This is a genomic window from Acinetobacter sp. SWBY1, assembly GCF_002946595.1.
GTDB classification, from domain to species: Bacteria; Pseudomonadota; Gammaproteobacteria; order Pseudomonadales; family Moraxellaceae; genus Acinetobacter; species Acinetobacter towneri.
Genome location: NZ_CP026616.1, coordinates 1,647,479 through 1,667,199 on the forward strand (window position 1 = coordinate 1,647,479; position 19,721 = coordinate 1,667,199).

Consider the following 19,721-nt stretch of genomic DNA (forward strand, 5'->3'; position numbering starts at 1 on the left):
AAGAGTTTGATAAAGAATAATGCATGAAAGCCCCAATATTTTAGCAAATATTGAGGCTTTTGGGGAAGAAGTGTTGCTAAAAATTAATTCAATATAGATTGATGCAGTTTTTGCCAAGCATTTTGCATTGATTTTTCAATGCCTTGTGCATCTAAACCTGCCTGTTGCAGCATTTGACCATGTGTCGCTTGTTGCATAAAGCTATCTTCTAAACCTAAATGAATAATCGGTTTGACAATCTGGGCCTTCGCCAAGTATTCACTCACGGCACTGCCTGCACCACCCATAATCGCATGCTCTTCTACAGTGACGAATAATGCAGTGCTGTCTGCAATCTCAGCTAACAGTTTTTCATCCAATGGCTTCACAAAACGCATATTCACCACACGTACTGCGACATCATGCTGCTGAGCAAATGCTTCTGCCGCCTCAACTGCCGCTTGCACACGGCTACCAAAAGCCAGCACTGAAATATAGTCATCATACTGAGTATTGAACTGTGCCACAATTTCCGCTTGCCCTAATGGAATTGCGGTCATTTGTTGCTGAATTTCAACACCTAGGCCATTACCACGTGGGTAACGCACTGCTGCAGGACCGTTGTATAAATAGGCTGTATGCAGCATCTGACGACATTCATTTTCGTCTTTTGGCGCCATAATGACGATATTTGGCACAGTACGCATATAGGCATAATCGTATGCCCCCGCATGCGTTGGGCCATCTTCACCAACCAAACCTGCACGGTCAATACCAAAGGTCACATCTAAATTTTGTAAGGCCACATCATGAATGAGTTGGTCATAACCACGCTGTAAGAAGGTCGAATAAATTGCGACCACGGGCTTTAAGCCTTCACAGGCCATGCCTGCGGCCAAAGTCACTGCATGCTGTTCGGCAATGGCAACATCAAAAAAACGTTCAGGAAATTGTTTGGCAAACTGTACCATACCCGAACCTTCACACATGGCTGGCGTAATGGCCAACAAACGTGAATCCTGTTCGGCCTGATCGCATAACCACTGTCCAAACACATCGGAATATTTTGGTGCTGTAACAGCCGCAGCTTTGGCATGGATTTTAGTTATCGCGTGATATTTAATTTGATCGGCTTCTGCCGGAACAAAGCCTTTGCCTTTTTTTGTGTAAACGTGAATTAAACGTGGGCCTTTACGTTTTTTCAGGGCATTAAAAACTTGCGCCAATTGTTCAACATCATGCCCATCGAAAGGGCCGAAATAATCAAAACCGATGGCTTTAAATAAGTTGTCTGCAGCTTCGGTAGCAGCACAATGCAAACGTGAGTTGTACGTCCACTTCGGATGTGGCTGCACGTAGGCTTCACCTGTTTCACTCACATGAACGGATTCACCACGTTCCCAAATTGCAGCAAGGTGTTTGGCAAAGCCGCCTGTGCTGCATGAAATAGACATATCATTGTCATTCAGCACCACCATCATATCGGCCTGATGCGCAACTGCATCATTCATGGCTTCAAAGGCCATCCCTGCCGTCATAGCGCCATCACCAATAATTGCTACCACTTCACATGGGTTTTGCTGATAACGACGTGCCAATGCCATCCCCAAACCTGCAGAAATGGCTGTTGAGGAGTGACCAACACCAAAGGTATCGAATATAGATTCTTCACGTGCAGGAAATGCCGCTAAACCATCTTTTGCGCGAATGGTGGTGAGTTGTTCGCGGCGTCCTGTCAATGCTTTATGCGGATAAGCCTGATGACCGACATCCCAAATCAGGCGGTCTTTTGGGGTATTAAAACAATAATGCAGCGCAACGGTCAGTTCGATCACGCCTAAGTTTGCGCCAAAGTGTCCTCCACTTTGACCTGCGGCATACAAAATGAATTGACGTAACTCATCCGCCACTTGTGGAAGCTGGCTTTGCGCGAGTAAACGTAATTGCTGCGGATGGTCAATCGCATCGAGCAATGGTGTTACAGGGCGTTGAGTTGGAATTTCTGTATACAGCATATGTGGCAAAGCCTTCTAAAGCCTGGCAAATCCTAAGCTAGGTCAATGGGAATTACTCGATCATATAACCGAATGGTATCACCTTCAATCAGCCACATTTCTAGCGGTGTAGTTTTGAGCAATGATTTCAGTTGGGCACACGTTGGGTGCGTAGATTATCCTGAATAATCTAACTATTTATCAACCATTATCGTGTGCTTTATACAAAAAAGAAAATCTTCTGTATAAATTCGTGTTTGCTATTCTACTAATGTCTGAGCATTACGCTATACTTTAAACAATTTATCGACTATTCACGAGTTAAACAGTGCCGATTAAGTTTGTCGCAACCTCACGATTACCGACTGCATTTGGTGAGTTCAAGATTACGGTATTTCAAGATCCTGAAACTGGCGAAGAACATGTGGCATTATCCAAAGGTTTAGACACCGCACCTAGCGAACCTGTTTTAGTACGCATCCACTCAGAATGTTTAACTGGCGATGCTTTCGCGTCTTTGAAGTGCGATTGTGGCCCGCAGTTACAAGCTACTCAGCGCCTGATTAATGATGCAGGACAAGGGGTGATTTTATATTTACGCCAAGAAGGCCGCGGCATTGGCTTGACCAATAAAATTCGTGCTTATGCCCTGCAAGATCAAGGACATGACACCGTCGATGCCAATTTGATGCTGAATTTACCTGCCGATGCACGTCGCTATGACATGTGCAGCATTATGCTAGATCATTTGCAGGTCAAGGCTGTACGCCTAATTACCAATAACCCGTTGAAAATTCAAGCATTGCAAGAACAAGGAATTACTGTAGTAGACCGCGTACCACTCACTGTGGGTTTGAATCCATTCAATGAGGAGTATTTGCAAACCAAGCATGAGCGTATGGCGCACATGTATGATAAAGGTGACTTCTAAGTCACCTTTTTTAATTAGGGATGCCGCAATTTAGACCTGATTTACTTAAATCGTCATCGAAAAAATACGGTTATTTGGCATACGGCGTTTTAAGCGCAAATCAAAGGCCATACAAATATTGCGCACAAAGGGTTTGCCTTTTTCCAGAATTTGAATGCGCTGATCTTGAATCGACAGCAATTCATCTTCTTGCATTTCTTGCAATTGCTGTAATACCTGCTCAATTTCTGCAAAGTTCAGTTCGGGATTAGCCCAAGAGGTTTCAAAGCTGCACATTAAATTCAAAATATGCTGACGAATCACCAAATCTTCCCGATTCAACACATGCCCTTTAAACACAGGAATCTCGTTGCGTTCTAAACGTGCGTAATAATCTTCAATACTTTTTTCATTTTGGGCAAAGCTATACCAACTGTCGCTGATTGATGAAACACCTAAACCAATCATGACCTGTGTTTTAGACGCGGTATACCCCATAAAGTTACGATGCAAACTGCCATTTTTAAATGACTTATACATACCATCACTGGCTAAAGCAAAGTGATCCATGCCAATTTCATGGTAACCATGTGCCAAGAGTCGATTTTTGCCCTCTTCATAGCACTGACGTTTTAATTCATCTTTAGGCACATCTTCATCTTTAAAACCACGTTGACCATTGCCTTTAATCCAAGGCACATGTGCATAGCTATAAAATGCCAAGCGATCTGGCATTAAACGATGGGTCTGTTCAATGGTATTCAACACATCATCTAAATTCTGAAATGGCAAACCAAACACTAGATCATGTGAAATAGAATCATAGCCAATTTCACGCGCCCACTCGGTCACACGTTGTACATGCTCAAAAGGTTGCAGTCGGTGAATAGCACGTTGTACTTTTTCATTGTAGTCTTGCACACCATAACTGACCCGACGAAAACCCAAATCATATAAAGCCTGTAAATGTTCGCGGGTGGTGTTATTGGGATGACCTTCAAAACTGAATTCGTGTTGCTCAGCCACTTTGGCTTTAGCCAAAATGCCTTGAATCAACTGCGTCAGGTGTTCCACTGAAAAGAAAGTTGGTGTGCCACCGCCCAAGTGAATTTCTTTAATGATGGGAGTGCTTTCGAGTAATTGGCAATATAAGTCCCATTCTTTTAATACCGCCTGGATATAAGGCTGTTCAACCTCATGCCTCTTGGTAACCCGCTTATGACAGCCACAAAACGTACATAAACTTTCACAAAATGGCAAATGAATATACAGACTGATACCTTCACTGGCATTGGATTCATCAAAAGAACGCTTCAGGGTTTGCTGCCATGCCTCTGCTGAGAATGTTTCGTCATCCCAATATGGCACGGTTGGATAACTGGTATAGCGTGGTCCAGGCACATTGTATTTTTGAATTAAAGAATTTGCCTGCTGTGTCATCCCATCTGCCTCATCCAGTGAATTAGCGCCCTGCAAAATTTGCTTTGGCCTGCAAACTATTGTGCTGAGCTTGTAAGTGGAAATCAACCTAGTCTTTTGCTCGGAATACTCTGGATAAAATGCTCTATTTACCTCATTCACAGAATAGTTTGCTAAGACAATTCAGACAAAGCGCTTAATTTTTAGAGGCTTTTATGTTTTGATGTAAGCCATTTTATTTTTATGCTGAGGTGGTCATGTCGCATCCTACTCACGCGGATATTCAGCGGGTACGTGAATTTCTTCTCGATTTACAGGCGCGAATTTGTGCGGCTTTAGAACAACAAGAACAAGCAGGTGGCGGAAACGCACAGTTTGAAATTGATGACTGGCAACGTCCTGAAGGTGGCGGTGGTCGTTCCCGTGTCTTACAAAACGGTACGGTGATTGAAAAAGGCGGGGTGATGTTTTCGCACATCAATATTTCCAAACTGCCTGCTTCTGCAACTGAACGTCATCCAAATATTGCAGGTGCACCTGCGCAGGCGATGGGCGTGTCATTGGTGATTCACCCGAAAAACCCGAATGTGCCAACTTCACATGCCAATGTGCGTTTATTTGTCGCTGAACCTGAAGGACAGCCGCCAATTTGGTGGTTTGGTGGTGGTTTTGACCTGACACCATTTTATCCAAATGATGAAGATGTGTTGGCATGGCACCAAACAGCACATGACTTATGTGCGCCTTTTGGCGATCAAGTCTATGCAGAACATAAACAATGGTGTGATGACTATTTTTATTTAAAGCACCGTGATGAACAGCGTGGCGTGGGTGGTTTATTTTTTGATGATCTGAATCAATGGGACTTTGACACCTGTTTCAACTATATTCAGGCGGTGGGTAACGGTTATTTGGCTGCAATTCTGCCTATTTTTGAGCGTAATCGTGACAAAGCCTATACCGAAGCACAACGTGAGTTCCAGCTTTACCGTCGTGGACGTTATGTGGAATACAATCTGGTCTATGACCGTGGCACTTTATTTGGCTTGCAGACAGGTGGACGGATTGAGTCCATTTTAGTCAGCTTACCGAACTTGGCGGGATGGTCGTACCGTCCTGAATGGGCAGAAGATTCCGCAGAGAAAAAACTCACCGACTATTACTTAAAACCACGCGATTGGTTAAATCTCAAGACGAGTTAAAGCTCGCGACTGGTGAAACCTTGCGTACATCGCAGTGTAAAAAAGATCACATTCAAGGTTCAAAAAAGCGACTCTTCCACGAATCGCTTTTTTACTTACAAACTTTATTGCTTATTTTCAAATCAATAAATATGCACAGCATGAATTAACTGTCATGATAGTGCGGATGGATTTTAATAGATGATGTGACCGCGCACCCTATTCGACCATGCACAAATAGGATTTAACTATCCATACATCAAACCATGAGTCAAAGGCGAATTCATCAAACTGTCAAAGCCTTATGTTACACTGCGCCACATCTGTCAGGAGATCCGCATGTTTAGCCCGCTGTTCAAACACAAAATCTTTTTATTTTGGGCAACCTTTGCCATGTTACTTGGCTCAATTTGCATGACCTTTATTTTTGAAAGTCATCTTTCAGATGGCTTAGCCATTAGTAGCAGCATTTTAGCGGGCATTGCCATGTTCGTGATTGCCACTATTTTGGTATTAGAAACCGTTTTAGAGATTTGTAATCCTTAAGTCCAAAGACTCCCACCGTTTTATACCACCATAGGCTTTAGTCCGCGCTGAATTTGACGTATATTGATGCACATTTCAGCACATGGATTTTGGCAAATGCGCAAACAATTTGCCGTGATTGGCAACCCAATTGAACAATCACGTTCTCCTGAACTGCATCATGCCTTTGCAGAAAAAACAGGCATTGACCTGCAATACAGCAAACGCCTTGCCCCTCTTGATGGTTTTAGAGACAGTGTTGCAGACTTTTTTAATCAGGGCGGTGTAGGCATGAATGTAACCGTGCCTTTTAAAGAGCAAGCATTTGCCCAATGTGGCGTATTAACCGAACGTGCCAAAATTGCCAAAGCAGTCAATACCTTGTGGATGCAAGATGGTGTTTTGCATGGCGACAATACCGATGGTCAGGGTTTGGTTGATGCCATTCGTGCTTTGGGCTGGAATTTAGAGCACAGTGATATTTTGATTATTGGCGCTGGTGGTGCAACCCGCGGGGTAATTTATCCGTTGGTACAAGCAGGCGCAAAAAAAATTGTGATTGCCAACCGCACCCTTGCCCGTGCTGAACAACTGGTTGCTGACCTACAAGCTGCCGTACCGCAAGCAGAATTACAAGCCATGGCACTTACCGATTTAACAGGTCAATTTGATTTAGCCATTAATGCGACGTCTGCCAGCTTAACGGGAGATGCCCTCACCTTGCCTGAGTGTTTGCAGTTTAATTTTGCTTATGAAATGGCTTATGGCAAACCTTCGAGCTTTTTAGAACAAGCCAAAGCGCGTGGCGTACCGACATCGGAAGGTTTTGGCATGCTGGTCGGACAGGCGATTGAATCTTTTTATATTTGGAATGGCGTGAAACCTGAATTAAAAGATTTCCTCTAAATCATCACCAAATAAAAATAGCCCTTGAGCAGCAAAGGGCTATTTTTTTATTTAAACTGGGCAATCTTGTTGAACGCTGATTGCCCATTTTTCACCCACGGTTTATTTTACAAATTTCTGCATATCTTCATACACATCCATATATAACTCATAATCAATCTGTTCAGCCTGATCTTCAGTTAAAGTGCGAATTGAATTTTGGCTCAATTTGCCCTGCTGACGATCAACATACGTCTGCCCCAAAATGTGTGCCGTTTTCTTTAAATTCTCCAAGTCAGGCACATCCCAATCATAAGCTGCTTCATAGGCTTTTAAATATTGCTGAGCAAATATCTGTTGTGGTTGCTTGTATTGCTGTTTCAGCTTACGCCATTCAAGTGCGACTTTATTTTCATCGACTGCATCTTCAGTCAAATTATTGATACGACGACCAATTGCATTATTGAATTGCTCATCTTCTTCTAAATGATGCTTGGCTTGTAAAGCTTCAATCCGTTTTAGCGCGGCACCTTTCGGGTCATAGTAGCGCTCATCACTGAACCAATAGGCATACACTTCTGCCATTTCCTGCAAGGTTTGTGGACTAAGATTTTTTACCCACGTACTTTGCTCTGCTGCCATGTGCACTAAAAATAAAGTCTGATAAGTCTGACTAAAAGATTCTGTTTGTTGATAGGTTTTTTGCGCCAACTGCGCCAATTCTTCATCATAACTTAAGGCAGGTTTTACAGTGGTCTTATCTTTATTTTCTGCAGTTTCCTGCTCCAAAGTCCGCCCTAAATTTGTCACCCATTTTTCTAAAATTGAGTCTTTGCTGACCTCTTGAATGGATTTGGCTTGACGCAGCGCACTACGGTCAATTTTGCTGGCTTGCCCATAATTCGCAATGCTGACATCGTTATACACATGAATTGTGCCGTAATTTTCGCGTTTAAATTGCAACGCATAATCAATTTTTGCAGCACGCCCCTGATCATCTAAAGCCACATCAATTTGAATCGGTGTTTTTTTATCTTTAGGTGTAGCGTTCATAATCTGCTGAATTTCAGCCTGATGTTTTTGCCACAAAGCTGCAAAAGCGGCGGCATCGACCAATTGTTCCGAACGGTATGGTTCAAAAACTTTAGCTAGCTTTTCTTGCGGTGAAGCAAAGTGCTCATCTAAAACCGATTGTGCCTGCTCAGCACGACTTGGGCTAAATGCTTCTAATTCATAGGCATAAGCACAGTAGGTTAAATCTCCAACTTTGGCTGTTTTTGCTGTTTCGATCAAACGCTGACAGTCTTGTTCGCTTAGCATACTTGCGGTGCTTGCTGAATCTTCTGCCTGCTCAGCAGCCGCTTCAACGGCTTGTTCAGCTGCGATCATGGCATCTTCACTGGCATCTGCTGAATAATCTGCCACATTACTCACTGTCGTTTCAGTTGCATAAAATTTCTGACTGACCAAATCACGTAAAGCAAGGGTGGCTTGATACGCCACAAAAGCCTCTTGGCTCATGCCATAATCTTCAGCAGTTTCATTGTGTTTCAAGTAGTCTTCAACACTTTCTTTGGCCGATGTATCTTGCGTAATTTCAGCTTGTTCAGCAGCATCTTCGGTTGTGGTCGCCTGCCCCAATACAGTCTGTTGCAAATACGGTGCATTGACCTGATCAAACATGGCAAGCTGCAGCAACATATCTTCCAAGCTACTGTTCAAACGTATTTTTTCACTAATTTTTTGCTGACGTTCTTGTGCAGTTAAAGATAATTTTTGAATGTGATTAGAATCTGCCAATACATACGGCACCGCATTCATGGCTTTTAAGTATTCGGCAAATTGTGCCACTTTAATCCGCTCAAAATCGGCTTTGTATTTAGAAAAGTCGATATAGGCAAAGTCATTTTGACTGTCTTTATTCACCAAATAAGGCAACAAAGAAAAATAGTTGGTATAGAACTTATATTCATTAAAATCGACCACCATCGGTACTTTCATTTGCACCAAAAGTGTCGGTTTTTCATAGCGTGCTGCCACATTCAAAGCAGCAATTTTTTGCCGATAATGCACCGAGCCATCGTAGCTAAACTCAGTATCATTCAATACATTCAACAGAAAATTAAAAGGACTCGATTTTTCGATTGCCCCTGCAGCATAGGAAGCAGAGTTTTGTTCCTTAGCCATTGCCGTATATAAGTTTTGTTTTTCTTGTGTACTTAAACGGACTTTTTGCTGTTTTAAATACTGATCTAATTGCTTTTTAAGTACAGGATCAAGTGTGGTAGGAGCAATATCCGTTACTTTTGGTGTTGCTTCAACTAAATTGCTCTGTACCCGTAATTTGCCCTGAAAATCATAACTAGGTGTTTCAAAGATGGCATTTAACCCCGTAATTGCCTTTTGTTCTATACTTACCGTCTGATTGGAATTGGTCTTAATGACATGCTGCGAACAACCTGTAGCAGCTAAACTAAAAAGACATAAAGATAAATATTTTAATTGTATCTTCATTGCTAAACACCTTATATTCATTATAGATTGGTCTGTTCAAACGTACAGATTATGATACATTGTAACATAACACTTCATTCGTTTTTGTAAGGTGAATAATTTTCAGTATTCGCATTTCTGACATTTTTATTCGCTATTCTTATCAATGTTTTTTGATCATGAGTGTGAATAATCAACATATCGATACAGATAATCCAAAACTATTTCTAAATTAGGATTAAGACTATGCCAGCATATAAAGCCCCATTACACGATATTCGTTTCTTAATGAACGAAGTGCTTGATTACCCGACCCATTACAAAAATCTTTCTAACGGTGAACTTGCGGACGCAGATACAGTCGATATGATTTTGGAAGGTGCAGCAGATTTCTGTGAAAATGTACTTTCTCCACTCAATCAATCAGGCGATGAAGAAGGCTGTCATTTTGAAAATGGCAATGTGACCACACCGAAAGGCTTTAAAGAAGCCTATGACCAATTTGTGCAAGGTGGCTGGCAAGGTCTGTCTTATCCTGAACAATACGGCGGTCAAAACCTGCCAATGTCGCTAAACCTCATCAAATCTGAAATGATGGGTACAGCAAACTGGTCATTCCAAATGTATCCAGGTTTAAGCGTGGGTTGTATCAACACCATTATGCAATTTGGTACAGACGCGCAAAAAGATACCTATTTACCGCACTTGGTTGCAGGTACTTGGTCAGGCACCATGTGTTTGACTGAACCACAATGTGGTACCGACTTAGGTCAGGTCAAAACTAAAGCTGAACCTCAAGCCGATGGCACCTATGCTATTTCAGGCACCAAAATCTTTATTTCTGCAGGTGAACACGACCTGACTGAAAACATTATTCACATTGTTTTAGCACGTCTTCCAGATGCACCTGCGGGTACGAAAGGTATTTCGTTATTTATCGTACCGAAGTTCTTGCCGACTGCAGAAGGCGCTGTGGGTGAACGAAACCCTGTAACTTGTGGCTCTATTGAGCACAAAATGGGGATCCGTGCTTCTGCAACTGCGGTTTTAAACTTTGACAATGCGGTGGGTTATTTGATTGGTGAACCAAACAAAGGCTTACATGCCATGTTTACCTTTATGAATACTGCGCGTATTGGTACAGCAATCCAAGGGATTTGCCATGCAGAATTGGCTTTCCAAGGTGCTTTACCGTATGCCAAAGAACGTATGTCTATGCGTGCACTTTCAGGTAAAAAGGACCCTGAAAAAGCAGCTGATGCAATTATTCACCATGCCGATGTACGTCGTATGCTGTTGACTCAAAAAGCAGTAGCTGAAGGCGGTCGTGCCATGATTTATCATGCTGCACAATTGGCAGACAAAATGAATGATGCCTTAATGCGTGGCGATACCGCTGCCTTTGAAGCACATGATGACCATTTAGGTTTCTATACCCCTATCTTAAAAGGCTTCTTGACTGAAATGGGTTATGAAGCAGCCAACCACGGCATGCAAGTCTATGGCGGTCATGGCTATATTAAAGAATGGGGCATGGAGCAAATTGTACGTGACTCACGTATTTCAACACTTTACGAAGGTACCACTGGTGTTCAGGCACTCGATTTGATTGGTCGTAAAGTCTTATTAAGCTCTAAAGGCAAAGTAATTCGTGACTACACTGCTGAAATTTTAAAATTCTGTGGTCAGCACGCACGTAATAAATACATGCGTCGTTTTGCATGGGACTTGACTAAGCTATGTGCACAATGGAATGCATTAACCGTGCGTATTATGTTGGCAGCACGTAAAGACCGTGACATCGTTTCTAGTGCTTCGGTTGATTTCTTGATGTTCTCTGGCTATGTGATGATGGCTTATTTCTGGGCGCAACAAGCGGCTGTGGCTTCGACCAAATTGGCTGAAGGCAATGGTCAGGAAACACCTGAATTCTATAAAGCCAAAATCAAAGTTGCCGATTTCTACTTTGAGCGTTTATTGCCACGCACCCAAGGTCATGCAGAAGCAATGGTGAATCCATCTAAAACCATGACCGCTTTAGCACCAGAACATTTTAGTTTTGATTACTAAGATTTTCTAAATAGAAGCAAATAAAAGAGCGCAATATGCGCTCTTTTTTTATTTACATCACAATATCTCAGATCTGAATCTTTTTCGGCCACGCATCAAAGAAACGCTTCCAACACCGAATTTAAAAACACATGCCCTTGCGCAGTACATGCCAATCGCTTCGGATCATCCTGCAACAATTGCCGCTGACGCAATGTATTTAAAATATCCTGCAAATCATCCAAGTTTAAACCTGTGCGGGCAGTATACAAGTTTGCCTCACCCCCATCATTCAGGCGCAGTGCATTCATCATAAATTCAAATGGCAACTCATCGGCTGCAATTGCTTTAAACTGCAAGTTTTCCGCAGGTACTTTGGCTAAGTAATCTTTCGGCAAACGGGTTTTTTGGAAGCGATACACACCATCATGCAAAGTCACTTTGCCATGCGCCCCCGCACCTATCGCCAAATAATCGCCAAACTGCCAATAATTTAAATTATGTGCAGACGGCAACTCTTTACGCCATGCAGACACTTCATAATTCACAAAACCTTGCGCAGTTAAATAGGCTTCACCCTGCGCTTGAATTTCTTCCAAGACATCATCTACAGGTAAAATTGGCTGAGTGCGGAAAAAAACAGTATTAGGCTCAATAGTCAATTGATACCATGAAATATGCGTTGCACCATGTTCCACTGCCAGTTTTAAATCCTGCAGTGCTTGCTGCAAAGTCTGTTCAGGCAAGCCATGCATTAAATCGACATTAATTCGCTGAAAGCCCGCTTCACGCGCCAAGCCAATTGCGGCAATCGCATCATCATTGGAGTGAATACGCCCTAATTTTTTTAAATGCTCAGTATTAAAACTCTGCACGCCAATCGACAAACGGTTAATGCCTGCAGCCAAATAATCTGCAAAGGGATCATGCTCCACTGTACCTGGATTGGCTTCCAGCGTAATTTCGCAGTCATCCTCAAAAGCAAGCACGGCTTTCAGCTGTGTAAATAACCATTGATAACCCTGTGCTGAAATCAGCGAAGGTGTACCACCGCCAATAAAGACACTGTGGATTTTTCGACCCTGCGCAAACTGAGTCTGAGTTTTAAAATCTTCCAGCAAAGCCTGTAGATATTCCTGTTCTAAATCTAAACTCAACTTACCGTCAGGCACAGCATGTGAATTAAAATCACAATACGGACACTTACGCACGCACCACGGCATGTGAATATATAAAGATAAAGGAATATCAATGGGTTGAAGTGGATTCAAAGACAGACTCAATGCAAAATCAAAACAGTGATACAGATTTTAACATGACTACAGCAGGACACTGATGTATTCCCTAGAATTTGCTTTAGACTAGAGTCTATGAAATAAGAAAAATGTGCAAATGATGAAAATATCCAGCCAATTACTCTTAATTTTGCCACTGGCGATGGGCATCGGGATTGCAATGGCATTTCAAACTGCAATCAACAGCCAATTGCGTGAATATTTATATTCTCCGCTACAAGCTGCCCTTTTCTCTTTTTTCGTTGGTACAATAGTTTTAGCCATACTGGTATTTTTTCAACAAGTCGAGAAACCCAACCTCAGCACCTTGCTCAACATTCCTTGGTATTTATGGATTGGCGGATGTTTAGGAGTTTATGCTATCAGCATGAGTATTTATAGTGCTCCCAAACTAAGTTTGCTTACTTTGTCTGGGGTGATTATTTTTGGACAAATGGTCACCTCAATGCTGATTGATCATTTTGGGTTCCTGGGCACTGAAAAAGTTGCTATCAACTGGCAACGTCTTTTAGGTAGCGTGGTGATTTTTATTGGTGTGCTTCTCACTTTACAACGCTAATACCCAAACGCTAAGCACCTCAGGCATTGAGATTTTTTGTGTCAAATATACATTCTGTGACCACGACCCGTTTTGAATTAAAACAGCTTTTTCAACTGATGATTCCAATTTTGGTCACACAATTTGCGCAAGCAGGTTTAGGTCTGATTGATACCATTATGGCAGGTCACATGTCTGCCACCGACTTAGCTGCTATTGCCGTTGGGGTTGGTTTATGGATGCCCATTATGCTGCTGTTCAGTGGCATTATGATTGCCACCACACCCTTAGTCGCCGAAGCCAAAGGCGCACGTACCCCAGAAAAAATTGCCACCATCGCCCGTCAATCTTTATGGATTGCATTTATTTTAGGCGTGATTGCAGGACTGATTTTACAGCTCATGCCTGCACTATTACCGTTATTTGGTGTGCCTGAAAATTTACAGCCCAAAGCAGGCTTATTTTTACATGCCATCGGTTTTGGGATGCCTGCCGTGACCATGTATGCCGCTTTGCGCGGTTATTCAGAAGCACTGGGCTATCCACGCCCTGTGACCGTAATTAGTCTGTTGGCATTGGCTTTATTGGTTCCACTGAACTTTATGTTTATGTATGGTTGGGGGCCTCTGCCTGAACTGGGCAGTGCGGGTTGTGGTTTTGCCACTGCTATTTTGCAATGGTTAATGTTTATAACTTTGGCATTTTATATTTTTAAAAGTCGCGCCTATCAAAGCACACAGGTATTTAGCCAATGGGAAGCGATTGATGCGGTCTGGATTAAACGCATTTTGCTATTAGGACTACCAATTGGTTTAGCCATTTTCTTTGAAGTGAGTATTTTTAGTACTGCCGCCATTGTAATCAGTCCTTTGGGAGAAACCAAACTGGCAGCCCATCAAATTGCCATGTCAGTCACATCTCAGTTATTTATGATTCCCATGTCTTTGGCAATTGCCCTGACCATTCGTATTGGCACATATTATGGCGAACAAAATATTCACGCCATGCGTAAAGTACAAGGCTTAGGCTTTGCAACTGCAACTGTATTTGCCTTTTCTACAATGACGCTGATGTGGTTTTTCCGTCCTGAAATCATTTCAATTTACACCCGCGACCCGCAAGTGGCGCAAGTGACGATGTCTCTATTATTATTTGCGATTGCCTATCAACTCATGGATGCATGGCAAATTAGCGCAGCAGGTTGTTTGCGTGGCATGCAAGACACTCAGGGCCCAATGTGGATTACCATGCTTGCTTATTGGGTTGTGGCTTTCCCCATTGGCGTGTATTTAACTCGTTACAGCAGTATGGGCGCTGCAGGGGTTTGGGTCGGGCTGATTGTCGGTTTAAGCATTGCCTGTGTGTTACTTCTGACCCGTTTATATTTCAACAATCAACGACTGGAACGCCAATTTACAGCATAAACCTCAGCCTACTCACCTACATGCCAAAATACGTTTTGGCACGTGGGTCTTGTGATCAAAAAATACTTTAACAATTAAAAGTAGGCATTTTGCTCACGAACACTTATGATCAAAAGATAGTAAAGATGATCTTGAGGAACATCGCATGGCAAAAACGGCGCGTACACCTGGTCGTCGCTTTATGAAACTTGCGAGCATGACAGCAAGTATTGCAACCAAAACGGTATCGAACTCGATTAAAAACCTCACCGCAGATGAAGAACAAAAAAATGCGGCACGCAGCCAATTGTTTCAGGATATTGGTATCCAAATTGCTGATACCTTAGGCGAAATGAAAGGTGCGGTGATGAAAGTCGGGCAAATTGCCTCGCAATATAAAGATATTTTTCCGCCTGAAGTTGCCAAAGCCATCAGTAAATTACAGCGCCAAGCACCTGCCATGCCTTTTGCTGAAATTAAGGCACAAGTTGAAAAAGAACTCGGTAAACCGCTCGACAAAATTTTTAAACACTTTGATGAAACTCCGTTTGCAGCCGCATCTATTGGGCAAGTGCATAAAGCCATTTTACCCAATGGCGAGCAAGTGGTGGTCAAAGTGCAATATCCTGGGGTCGATGAAGCCTGCGAAAGTGACCTGAAACAAGTCCGTTTGGCACTGCGTTTAATGGGTGTACTTAAAATAGACCGTAAATTACAAGACCGTCTATTTCAGGAAATTCAGGAAAGTTTAGACAATGAGCTGAACTACCAGATTGAGGCACAAAACCTAGAAGTAGCGCGTACCTTTCACGCGGCTTTGGATGATAAAATTATTATCCCACAAGTGTTTAAAGACTATTCTTCGCGGCATATTCTCACCTTAAGTTTGGAACAAGGTGAAAATATAGAAACGGCAAGCACATGGTCACAGCGTACCCGCAACACTTTGGGACGACGTTTATTGCGTGCCATGGGTCAAGAAATCTTTTATTTAAAACGCTTTCATTGCGACCCGCATCCGGGCAACTTTGCGTTCCGCCAAGATGGTTCTGTGGTGATTTATGATTACGGCGGCGTCAAAACTCTATCGAATGATGTAGTGCATCATTTTCGACAACTGATTCATGCTGCGCGTGCGCAAGATATTGCCGAAATTGAACAGCATCTAGATGCACTGCAGGCAATTTCTGCATTGGGTAAATTCCCTGAAGATTTATATTTGCAATGGTTAGAAGTGCTGATGCGTCCGCTAACCACACATTATGATTTTGCTGAAAATTCTGCCCATCATGATGGCGTTGAGTTGGTCAAAAGTTCATTGAAATATTGGGATGTGTTTAAGCCTTCTCCCGATACCTTAATGGTGAATCGAACTGTTTCAGGGCATTATTGGAATTTAATTCATTTAAAAGTACATGATAATTTAAATGATATTTTTGAGGAGTTGGTTCCACCGCGAGCTTAGACTCAACTTTGGACTCAGCAAAGGATGCTGAAAATAAAGCCCAATCTGTTTTATGCTCCGTAACTAAAATTATAATCCAGACAAAAAATCCTCCCAAATGTAGGAGGATTTTTTGTTATCCAAACTGATTCATTCAAGTTGAAACGATGAAATTCAATTTATTGAATTTCAAGGTGTTTGATTAAGCGTGCCAGATCATCGGCAGACAGTTGTCCAATTTAAGTGAGTTGTGTTTTTTGGATAGGCAGCTGATATGTTTGTACTGTATCAATCCACGATGGCTTTTTTAAACCAGCCTGCTGCCAGTTTTTAATTTCCACATATTTGCTTTTAATAAAAGCAGACTTATTTTCGTACTGACTACTTAAACGGAATACAACATAGTCGGTGTCCGTTTGGCGAATATACAACACAGGTCTGGTCTTACCCTCGGCAATATCTGTAAAGCCAACATAAGCCCAATAGAGTTGTTGGGTCATTAGTAGCCGCCATCATCTTCTAAAAAAGCAGCAGCATCAGCAGCGCTAGACACTTTTACACTAGGAACATTATGGCTCATCGCGATTAATCTTGCTGTATTCAAATCCTCGTCACTCACCTGAGTCGTGACAGGTATTTTGCCAGTTCGTGCAATTTCAGCATAAACCATGCTCATTACAGTAGCAGGCGTCAGACCAACTTTTGTCATAATGTATTCTGCTGATTCCATAATTGCCTGATCAACCGTGTATTGAACCCGTTTTTTTACCAATGTTGTCATCATATGCTCCATTTACACCACTAAATGCCATTTTATGCCTTAAAATGGCACGGGTCAAACTTGTTCTTACGATGCCTTTTCACTTCAAATAGATAAAATTATTTAATCTGTGCAGACACTATTCCCTCAATGAAAGCCCTTATACAACGGGTTTAGAAAAAGATTGGATAATTTTTATGTAAAACTCACTAGAAAGAATGCATGTGGGTTTTATTTGCCAAATCAAATGTTATGTTATAACATTTACTTAAATATACACTTAGTTTGGAGAAATCTCATGCGTCCGAATATCCACCCAGAATATCGTGAAGTTTTATTTCACGACACCAACGCCAATGCCTATTTTGTGATTGGCAGCACCTTACAAAGCAGCCAAAGTAAAGAATATGAAGGCAAAGTATATCCTTATGTGACTTTGGATATTTCAAGCGCATCGCATCCGTTCTACACAGGCGAACAACGTCAAACCAGCAATGAAGGACGTGTGGCAAGCTTCAACAAACGCTTTGCACGTTTCAAACGCTAAGCTTGAGTTTTATTGCAAAATCTCACAATCACTTCATATTCAGTTAAGTTTTCTATTTTATAGTTTAATCATAGCCCAATTGCTTAGCGCCAAGCTGAGCAGTTCTCTATCTTCAAAGCCCAGGCACTCTCCTCCAGCTTGGGCTTCTTTTTATCTGAAAAGCAAATATAGGCAGTTAATGTTTTAACACTTGTTGAATACTATAAAAACCTACAGCCAGAAAAATTACGCCCAAAACCACGCTCGACATGGCATAGCCAAAAGCCAAACCGTGCTGTCCCTGTCGCAACAATTGCCAAGTTTCCAACCCAAAACTAGAAAATGTGGTAAAACCACCTAAAATTCCAACCATCAGCAATAAGCGGGCTTCCTGCTGCAACACAGGATATTTCTGACTCAATGCAAAAAATACACCCGCCAAAAAGCAGCCAAACAGATTGACCGACCACGTTGCCCATGGAAAATGCTGTGCCGATTTAAATAAATACAAGCTTGCGGCATAACGTAAACTTGCCCCCAATGCACCGCCAATTGCCACCAATAGCCAATTCATCTGTTCTACTGTCCTTTTTGCGGCTATGTCGTGTATTTCTCACAGCCATAATTTTTAGTCACACGTGATCTCACTCTGTATTTCAAGATATTCTTGCCCGAAGCATCCATATCTTTGCTCAGATTTTACATCTTCCTAAATAACATAAGTTAAATACACGAAAAAGTTTTCCACTCAAAACTAAATTGCGCTAGTCTGCATATTATTTCAATTTAGGCACATGTGGAGGATGTCATGGCAAAAGAATTATTGGCTCAACTTGAGGCAGGTAACGCAACATTTGCCGATGTGATTGCATTCATAGAAGCACACTATAACCACACCCCAACCGCATTTAAAAATGGACAACAAAACAATGCTGCCACTGAAAATCAGGGCAGCGCCAAAGTGTTTTCTTTTGCTCAGTTAAAAAGTTTAGATCAAGCACAAACCCTCAGTTTGTTTGCAGAACACTATGCCTCGGTACGTGCAAACCCGACAGGCAGTGACCACCAAAATATTCGCCAGTTTATGCAACATGGCTGGGATGGCATCAAATTTGAAGGACAAGCACTCAGCGCCAAATAATTTTGAGTATTTTAGTTTTAAATTTAGATAGGAAAGCCGTGCGATACTGATTATAAACAGCCTCACACGGCTTTTTATTTTAAGAAAATTATAGATTTTTTGCTGCTAAATCTCACAACAATTCAAGCTGTTTAGCATAATCAAACATATCAAGAAATACGCACCAGACATTGCCATTCTTGTATTGCGGTTTTTTCCCATGCACGGGCATGTTTCACGTGGAGCAATTCCTGACCAGCCTTGACTGCCTGAAAGTAGAATATTTTTTGTCCACCTTGTCCTACTTGAGCAGAAGATGAAGCTTCAGCAGTATGATAAATACTTTCTACATCAAATAGCTTCAGCAGCTCTACCAAACTCCATTGATAGCCTGTACTTAGGTTTTCATTCAATTGTAATTCTAAAGTTTGTCCGACATCCATCTCTAACAATGCGGGACATTGCTGCTGTGCCGTAAATTTAAAAGTTTGTCCATCAATGCTTGAATTCATACCTGTGCATGCACTTAAGCCCAATACCACAACACATCCACTCAAACACATGCGCAAATAGCAATTCATCACCCTGTCCTAACTTTTAACCTTTTCAATCCACTGAATTGAACTGACGCGAAATACCTCACAAGCACCATCCCCCGTATCGGTAGGAGTAAGCGATGATGTCCAGACCAAATCCTGATCTTTGACTTCCACCAACTCCCCTTTTAAACGTACCAAATCGCCACGTTTGACCTTCTTAATTTCTTTGGCAATTTGTGGGTTGGCAGGAATGATGTGCATATTGGAGACCATTTGCATGGCTTGTTCCGCAGGTACGGGCAAACGATCTATTTTCCAGTTTAAATAGCGGTCATATTGATTGACCGTGATATGACGGGCAATTTCAGGCTCAGCAAATAAGCCCCAACTTACCGCATAATCAATGGGGGAAAATTTGGCTTGGGCATCATGTTGATAGGTTTTAGAACCCAAAATCCGAAAATCACCTTTAAAAGGTTGTAAGACTTCAATCGACTGACCTTTCACCACAGGTGGTAAGCCTTTGGCAATATTACGCTCAACCGAAGCATAGCCAGAACATGGCAAAGCCAAAGTCAGCAATAATGCGGTCAGTTTGAGTGAAATATGCTTTTTCATCATGGTCAGCAGCCCATCAAATTCATGTATTCAGCTTTTTATC

The 19,721-nt window shown here is 42.1% G+C and carries 19 protein-coding genes; 10 read left to right on the forward strand and 9 right to left on the reverse strand.

What is annotated here, in order from left to right; translation table 11 throughout:
- Positions 1-83: 83 nt before the first annotated feature.
- Positions 84-1,994 (reverse strand): 1-deoxy-D-xylulose-5-phosphate synthase, encoded by a 1,911-nt coding sequence (dxs, locus tag C3Y93_RS07915; protein WP_104852599.1) that lies wholly within the window; start codon positions 1,992-1,994, stop codon positions 84-86.
- 307 nt (positions 1,995-2,301) lie between these two features.
- Here dxs and ribA point away from each other — a divergent pair, with 307 nt between their 5' ends.
- Positions 2,302-2,904, forward strand: coding sequence for a GTP cyclohydrolase II (gene ribA, locus C3Y93_RS07920; RefSeq protein ID WP_104852600.1), 603 nt, complete (start codon positions 2,302-2,304; stop codon positions 2,902-2,904).
- Positions 2,905-2,949: 45 nt separating this feature from the next.
- On the opposite strand, the gene hemN is transcribed toward ribA, so the two are convergent.
- Positions 2,950-4,323, reverse strand: a complete 1,374-nt coding sequence (hemN, locus tag C3Y93_RS07925) for an oxygen-independent coproporphyrinogen III oxidase (RefSeq protein WP_104852601.1) — start codon at positions 4,321-4,323, stop codon at positions 2,950-2,952.
- A 236-nt stretch (positions 4,324-4,559) separates the two neighbouring features.
- On the opposite strand from hemN, the gene hemF reads away from it, so the two are divergent.
- The 3 genes from hemF to aroE all read left to right on the forward strand — a co-directional run bounded on the left by hemF (position 4,560) and on the right by aroE (position 6,914).
- Positions 4,560-5,504 carry an oxygen-dependent coproporphyrinogen oxidase gene (gene hemF / locus C3Y93_RS07930; RefSeq protein ID WP_104852602.1) on the forward strand — a complete coding sequence of 315 codons (945 nt, stop codon included), beginning with the start codon at positions 4,560-4,562 and terminating at the stop codon, positions 5,502-5,504.
- Positions 5,505-5,822: 318 nt separating this feature from the next.
- Positions 5,823-6,029 (forward strand): hypothetical protein, encoded by a 207-nt coding sequence (locus C3Y93_RS07935; protein ID WP_004974627.1) that lies wholly within the window; start codon positions 5,823-5,825, stop codon positions 6,027-6,029.
- Positions 6,030-6,125: 96 nt separating this feature from the next.
- Positions 6,126-6,914: a shikimate dehydrogenase gene (aroE, locus tag C3Y93_RS07940; RefSeq protein ID WP_104852603.1), complete on the forward strand. Its 789-nt coding sequence runs from the start codon at positions 6,126-6,128 to the stop codon at positions 6,912-6,914.
- Between the two features lie 102 nt (positions 6,915-7,016).
- On the opposite strand, the gene C3Y93_RS07945 is transcribed toward aroE, so the two are convergent.
- A complete protein-coding gene (locus tag C3Y93_RS07945) occupies positions 7,017-9,407 on the reverse strand; it encodes a hypothetical protein (RefSeq protein WP_104852604.1) in 2,391 nt (796 codons plus the stop codon).
- 225 nt (positions 9,408-9,632) lie between these two features.
- On the opposite strand from C3Y93_RS07945, the gene C3Y93_RS07950 reads away from it, so the two are divergent.
- A complete protein-coding gene (locus C3Y93_RS07950; protein WP_104852605.1) occupies positions 9,633-11,456 on the forward strand; it encodes an acyl-CoA dehydrogenase C-terminal domain-containing protein in 1,824 nt (607 codons plus the stop codon).
- 95 nt (positions 11,457-11,551) lie between these two features.
- Here the strand turns inward: C3Y93_RS07950 and hemW are convergent, their stop codons facing one another.
- Positions 11,552-12,658, reverse strand: coding sequence for a radical SAM family heme chaperone HemW (hemW, locus tag C3Y93_RS07955; protein ID WP_265735111.1), 1,107 nt, complete (start codon positions 12,656-12,658; stop codon positions 11,552-11,554).
- 169 nt (positions 12,659-12,827) lie between these two features.
- On the opposite strand from hemW, the gene C3Y93_RS07960 reads away from it, so the two are divergent.
- The 3 genes from C3Y93_RS07960 to C3Y93_RS07970 all read left to right on the forward strand — a co-directional run bounded on the left by C3Y93_RS07960 (position 12,828) and on the right by C3Y93_RS07970 (position 16,136).
- The gene (locus C3Y93_RS07960) at positions 12,828-13,289 is read left to right on the forward strand and encodes a DMT family transporter (protein ID WP_104852607.1); all 462 of its coding nucleotides are present in this window, start codon (positions 12,828-12,830) and stop codon (positions 13,287-13,289) included.
- Positions 13,290-13,327: 38 nt separating this feature from the next.
- Positions 13,328-14,692 (forward strand): MATE family efflux transporter, encoded by a 1,365-nt coding sequence (locus C3Y93_RS07965; protein WP_004974603.1) that lies wholly within the window; start codon positions 13,328-13,330, stop codon positions 14,690-14,692.
- Positions 14,693-14,837: 145 nt separating this feature from the next.
- Entirely contained in the window at positions 14,838-16,136 is a 1,299-nt protein-coding gene (locus tag C3Y93_RS07970; protein ID WP_004974602.1) for an ABC1 kinase family protein, read from the forward strand.
- Positions 16,137-16,354: 218 nt separating this feature from the next.
- Here C3Y93_RS07970 and C3Y93_RS07975 read toward each other — a convergent pair whose 3' ends face one another.
- Both C3Y93_RS07975 and C3Y93_RS07980 read right to left on the reverse strand, forming a co-directional pair.
- Entirely contained in the window at positions 16,355-16,615 is a 261-nt protein-coding gene (locus C3Y93_RS07975) for a hypothetical protein (protein ID WP_104852608.1), read from the reverse strand.
- Positions 16,615-16,896, reverse strand: coding sequence for a type II toxin-antitoxin system RelB/DinJ family antitoxin (locus tag C3Y93_RS07980; RefSeq protein ID WP_004974600.1), 282 nt, complete (start codon positions 16,894-16,896; stop codon positions 16,615-16,617). The genes C3Y93_RS07975 and C3Y93_RS07980 overlap by 1 nt, the downstream gene beginning before the upstream one ends.
- A gap of 277 nt (positions 16,897-17,173) precedes the next feature.
- On the opposite strand from C3Y93_RS07980, the gene C3Y93_RS07985 reads away from it, so the two are divergent.
- Positions 17,174-17,422: a type B 50S ribosomal protein L31 gene (locus C3Y93_RS07985; protein ID WP_004974599.1), complete on the forward strand. Its 249-nt coding sequence runs from the start codon at positions 17,174-17,176 to the stop codon at positions 17,420-17,422.
- Positions 17,423-17,597: 175 nt separating this feature from the next.
- Here the strand turns inward: C3Y93_RS07985 and crcB are convergent, their stop codons facing one another.
- Positions 17,598-17,975, reverse strand: a complete 378-nt coding sequence (crcB, locus tag C3Y93_RS07990) for a fluoride efflux transporter CrcB (RefSeq protein ID WP_104852609.1) — start codon at positions 17,973-17,975, stop codon at positions 17,598-17,600.
- Positions 17,976-18,209: 234 nt separating this feature from the next.
- Here crcB and C3Y93_RS07995 point away from each other — a divergent pair, with 234 nt between their 5' ends.
- The gene (locus C3Y93_RS07995; RefSeq protein WP_104852610.1) at positions 18,210-18,542 is read left to right on the forward strand and encodes a HopJ type III effector protein; all 333 of its coding nucleotides are present in this window, start codon (positions 18,210-18,212) and stop codon (positions 18,540-18,542) included.
- 149 nt (positions 18,543-18,691) lie between these two features.
- Here C3Y93_RS07995 and C3Y93_RS08000 read toward each other — a convergent pair whose 3' ends face one another.
- Together C3Y93_RS08000 and C3Y93_RS08005 are read right to left on the reverse strand one after the other, a co-directional pair.
- A complete protein-coding gene (locus C3Y93_RS08000; RefSeq protein ID WP_104852611.1) occupies positions 18,692-19,102 on the reverse strand; it encodes a protease inhibitor I42 family protein in 411 nt (136 codons plus the stop codon).
- 9 nt (positions 19,103-19,111) lie between these two features.
- Positions 19,112-19,678: a hypothetical protein gene (locus tag C3Y93_RS08005; RefSeq protein WP_171287417.1), complete on the reverse strand. Its 567-nt coding sequence runs from the start codon at positions 19,676-19,678 to the stop codon at positions 19,112-19,114.
- Positions 19,679-19,721 lie beyond the last annotated feature (43 nt).

What these genes read in the sequence shown, in the direction of transcription:
- dxs (WP_104852599.1), bottom strand. Translation starts at nt 1,994, where the DNA reads ATGCTGTATACAGAAATTCCAACTCAACGCCCTGTAACACCATTGCTC.
- hemN (WP_104852601.1), bottom strand. Translation starts at nt 4,323, where the DNA reads ATGACACAGCAGGCAAATTCTTTAATTCAAAAATACAATGTGCCTGGA.
- hemF (WP_104852602.1), top strand. Translation starts at nt 4,560, where the DNA reads ATGTCGCATCCTACTCACGCGGATATTCAGCGGGTACGTGAATTTCTT.
- C3Y93_RS07935 (WP_004974627.1), top strand. Translation starts at nt 5,823, where the DNA reads ATGTTTAGCCCGCTGTTCAAACACAAAATCTTTTTATTTTGGGCAACC.
- aroE (WP_104852603.1), top strand. Translation starts at nt 6,126, where the DNA reads ATGCGCAAACAATTTGCCGTGATTGGCAACCCAATTGAACAATCACGT.
- C3Y93_RS07945 (WP_104852604.1), bottom strand. Translation starts at nt 9,407, where the DNA reads ATGAAGATACAATTAAAATATTTATCTTTATGTCTTTTTAGTTTAGCT.
- C3Y93_RS07950 (WP_104852605.1), top strand. Translation starts at nt 9,633, where the DNA reads ATGCCAGCATATAAAGCCCCATTACACGATATTCGTTTCTTAATGAAC.
- hemW (WP_265735111.1), bottom strand. Translation starts at nt 12,658, where the DNA reads ATGCCGTGGTGCGTGCGTAAGTGTCCGTATTGTGATTTTAATTCACAT.
- C3Y93_RS07960 (WP_104852607.1), top strand. Translation starts at nt 12,828, where the DNA reads ATGATGAAAATATCCAGCCAATTACTCTTAATTTTGCCACTGGCGATG.
- C3Y93_RS07970 (WP_004974602.1), top strand. Translation starts at nt 14,838, where the DNA reads ATGGCAAAAACGGCGCGTACACCTGGTCGTCGCTTTATGAAACTTGCG.
- C3Y93_RS07975 (WP_104852608.1), bottom strand. Translation starts at nt 16,615, where the DNA reads ATGACCCAACAACTCTATTGGGCTTATGTTGGCTTTACAGATATTGCC.
- C3Y93_RS07980 (WP_004974600.1), bottom strand. Translation starts at nt 16,896, where the DNA reads ATGACAACATTGGTAAAAAAACGGGTTCAATACACGGTTGATCAGGCA.
- C3Y93_RS07985 (WP_004974599.1), top strand. Translation starts at nt 17,174, where the DNA reads ATGCGTCCGAATATCCACCCAGAATATCGTGAAGTTTTATTTCACGAC.
- crcB (WP_104852609.1), bottom strand. Translation starts at nt 17,975, where the DNA reads ATGAATTGGCTATTGGTGGCAATTGGCGGTGCATTGGGGGCAAGTTTA.
- C3Y93_RS07995 (WP_104852610.1), top strand. Translation starts at nt 18,210, where the DNA reads ATGGCAAAAGAATTATTGGCTCAACTTGAGGCAGGTAACGCAACATTT.
- C3Y93_RS08000 (WP_104852611.1), bottom strand. Translation starts at nt 19,102, where the DNA reads ATGAATTGCTATTTGCGCATGTGTTTGAGTGGATGTGTTGTGGTATTG.
- C3Y93_RS08005 (WP_171287417.1), bottom strand. Translation starts at nt 19,678, where the DNA reads ATGAAAAAGCATATTTCACTCAAACTGACCGCATTATTGCTGACTTTG.